This is a genomic window from Myroides sp. C15-4, from assembly GCF_050522745.1.
Classification (GTDB): Bacteria; Bacteroidota; Bacteroidia; order Flavobacteriales; family Flavobacteriaceae; genus Flavobacterium.
The window spans coordinates 1-2,602 of sequence record NZ_JBMVQX010000076.1; the positions used below are offsets into that span (position 1 = coordinate 1).

The 2,602-nt window shown below is 35.0% G+C and carries 2 protein-coding genes; both read left to right on the forward strand.

Translation table 11 applies throughout. The features are described 5' to 3' along the window. The first annotated feature begins 209 nt into the window (after positions 1–209). On the forward strand, positions 210–1,763 hold the full coding sequence (gene istA, locus ACPDHL_RS16090; protein WP_430530137.1) for an IS21 family transposase: 1,554 nt from the start codon (positions 210–212) through the stop codon (positions 1,761–1,763). Between the two features lie 18 nt (positions 1,764–1,781). Then, a complete protein-coding gene (istB, locus tag ACPDHL_RS16095; protein ID WP_430530138.1) occupies positions 1,782–2,510 on the forward strand; it encodes an IS21-like element helper ATPase IstB in 729 nt (242 codons plus the stop codon). Positions 2,511–2,602 lie beyond the last annotated feature (92 nt).

The window sequence follows — 2,602 nt, forward strand, 5'->3', positions numbered from 1 at the left end:
TGGATATTCCGTTTCGATTTGTGCCAGTGATTTCGGAGTACTTGTGCCAGTGATTTCGGTCAAACTGTGCCAGTGATTCCGTTTTGATTTGTGCCAGTTTCCGTTTTGATTTGTGCCACTTAAAATAACTCTTCTCGTTATTTCGGTTCAAACTGTGCCACTTTGGAAAGTTAATTACACCTATCTTGTTGTTTTCTAAACGATAAGATATGGCTAATAAACTTGATCCAATGGACTTAAAACAAATTATTACCTTGCATATAGATGGCTATAGTAATCGAAAAATAGCTCATACGTTAGGTATTTCTCGTAACACAGTTAATACCTATATGCAACTTTTTGCTGCAAGTGAGTATTCATTTAAGCAGCTATTATCGTTTGAAACCCTGCAATTATCAGAACTTTTTTCTAGTTTTACTACTGTTGATACCCAGCGGCATAATGCGTTGATGTTGTACTTTGAAACAGTCAATAAAGCTCGCAATCATCCTGGTTTTACCTTTCTCTATCACTATAGTCAATATGCTGAAACAGCAGTAAATCCCTATAGCTATACTCAGTTTATGGAGCATTATAATCGCAAGTATAAACAAGTAAAAGGTTCCATGAAGTTAGAGCATGAACCAGGCAAAGAGATGTATATTGACTTTGCGGGTAAAAAGCTCTCCTATGTAGATAAACAAACAGGAGAAATAATACCTGTAGAAGTCTTTGTGGCTATTCTTCCCAACAGTCAATACACTTATGTTCAAGTATGTACTAGCCAAAAGAAAGAAGATTTAATCCAATGCTGCATCAATGCTTTACATTTTTATGGAGGTGTTCCTTTGGCTATTGTATCTGATAATTTAAAATCGGCTGTATCTCGTTCTAGTAAATATGAAGCACAAATCAATCGAAGTTTTAAAGACTTTGCTTCACATTACGGTTGTGTTGTAAATCCAACAAGAGCCTACTCTCCACAAGATAAAGCCTTGGTGGAGAACGCAGTTCATCTGGTGTATCAAAGAATCTCTTATCCCATTAGAGAAATGACCTTTTTTTCATTAGAAGAGTTAAACCAAGAAATACAAACAAGGCTAGCTCATTACAATCAACTTCTTTTTAAGCGTAAAGAAGCAAGTCGAACAGAACTTTTTCAATCTGTAGAACGGCCGTATCTAAAACCTTTGCCATCTACAAACTATCAAATCAAGGATTATAAAAGAGCGAAAGTACAGAAGATAGGTTATGTATATTTTTCACCTGATAAGAGCTATTACAGTGTCCCTTACCGCTACATAGGTCATCAAACTACCCTTCACTATACCCATACCACGGTTGAAGTTTATTACAATCATTTACGCATTGCTTTACATCAACGAAACCCTTCAAAGGGATCATATAACACAACAAAAGACCATCTGTCAAGTACACATCAATACTATACTAGTTGGAGCCCTGAATTCTTTAAAAAGCAAGCGCAACCCCATGGAGACAATGTAGTTAAATGTGTAGAAAAAATACTTGATAATGTTGAATATCCAGAAATCGGATATAAACGAGTTATGGGATTAATCCAACTACATAAAAGCTATGGTTCAGATAGATTAGAAAAAGCTTGTGAACTAGCCTTACAAGAGAATATAGCAACCTATACGCACATCAAAAACATCCTTAAGTACAAGATGGATATTAACCAAGAAACGATACAACAACTCAACGCCGATACTCCTCATATCCCTTCACACGCCAATATTAGAGGGGCGTCTTCTTATCAATAAACATTAATAATTAATTATATGGATAACAATCAGACCATCGAAAAACTAAAAGCAATGCGATTAAGTGATATGGCTTCACTACACAGCATGCATCTTAAAGACAACACAATCACATCTTTTACTATAGATGAATACATTGCTTTATTAACAGATCATGAGTATGAGAATAGACAAAATAGAAAAGTAGAAAGATTAATTAAACAAGCTAATTTTAGACAAAATGCCAGTATAGCTGATATTAATTATACCCACAATAGAGGCCTTGATAAGAATGCTTTTAATAGGCTTGCCACCTTAGATTTTGTACTAAAAAAACAGAATATTATTTTAACTGGAGCTAGTGGAGTTGGTAAAAGTTATCTTGCACAAGCCCTGGGATACCAAGCGTGCCTAATGGAACATAAAGTACTTTACTTTAATACAGCTAATTTATTTAACTTGCTAAAATCAAGCAAAATAGATGGAACGTATCAAAGAGAAATTAAGAAAGTACTCAAATGTGACTTGCTTATTTTAGATGACTTTGGACTACAACCTTTTGATAACCTGATCAGAGAAGCACTCTTTGATATCGTTGATCAAAGGTATAATCAAGCTTCTATTATTTTATCCTCACAAATCCCTGTATCGGCGTGGTACGATTTAATCGGAGAAAACACTATTGCTGATGCTGTTCTTGATCGTATCGTGAACTCTTCCCATAGAATAGACCTTAATGGGGAATCAATGAGGAAGACAAACTTTTAGCGTTTGAAATAACTTTTTTTGTATTATTGTATAACTTTTTAAAGTGGCACCATTTGACCGAAATAGGTGGCACGGTCTGACCGAAATACCCA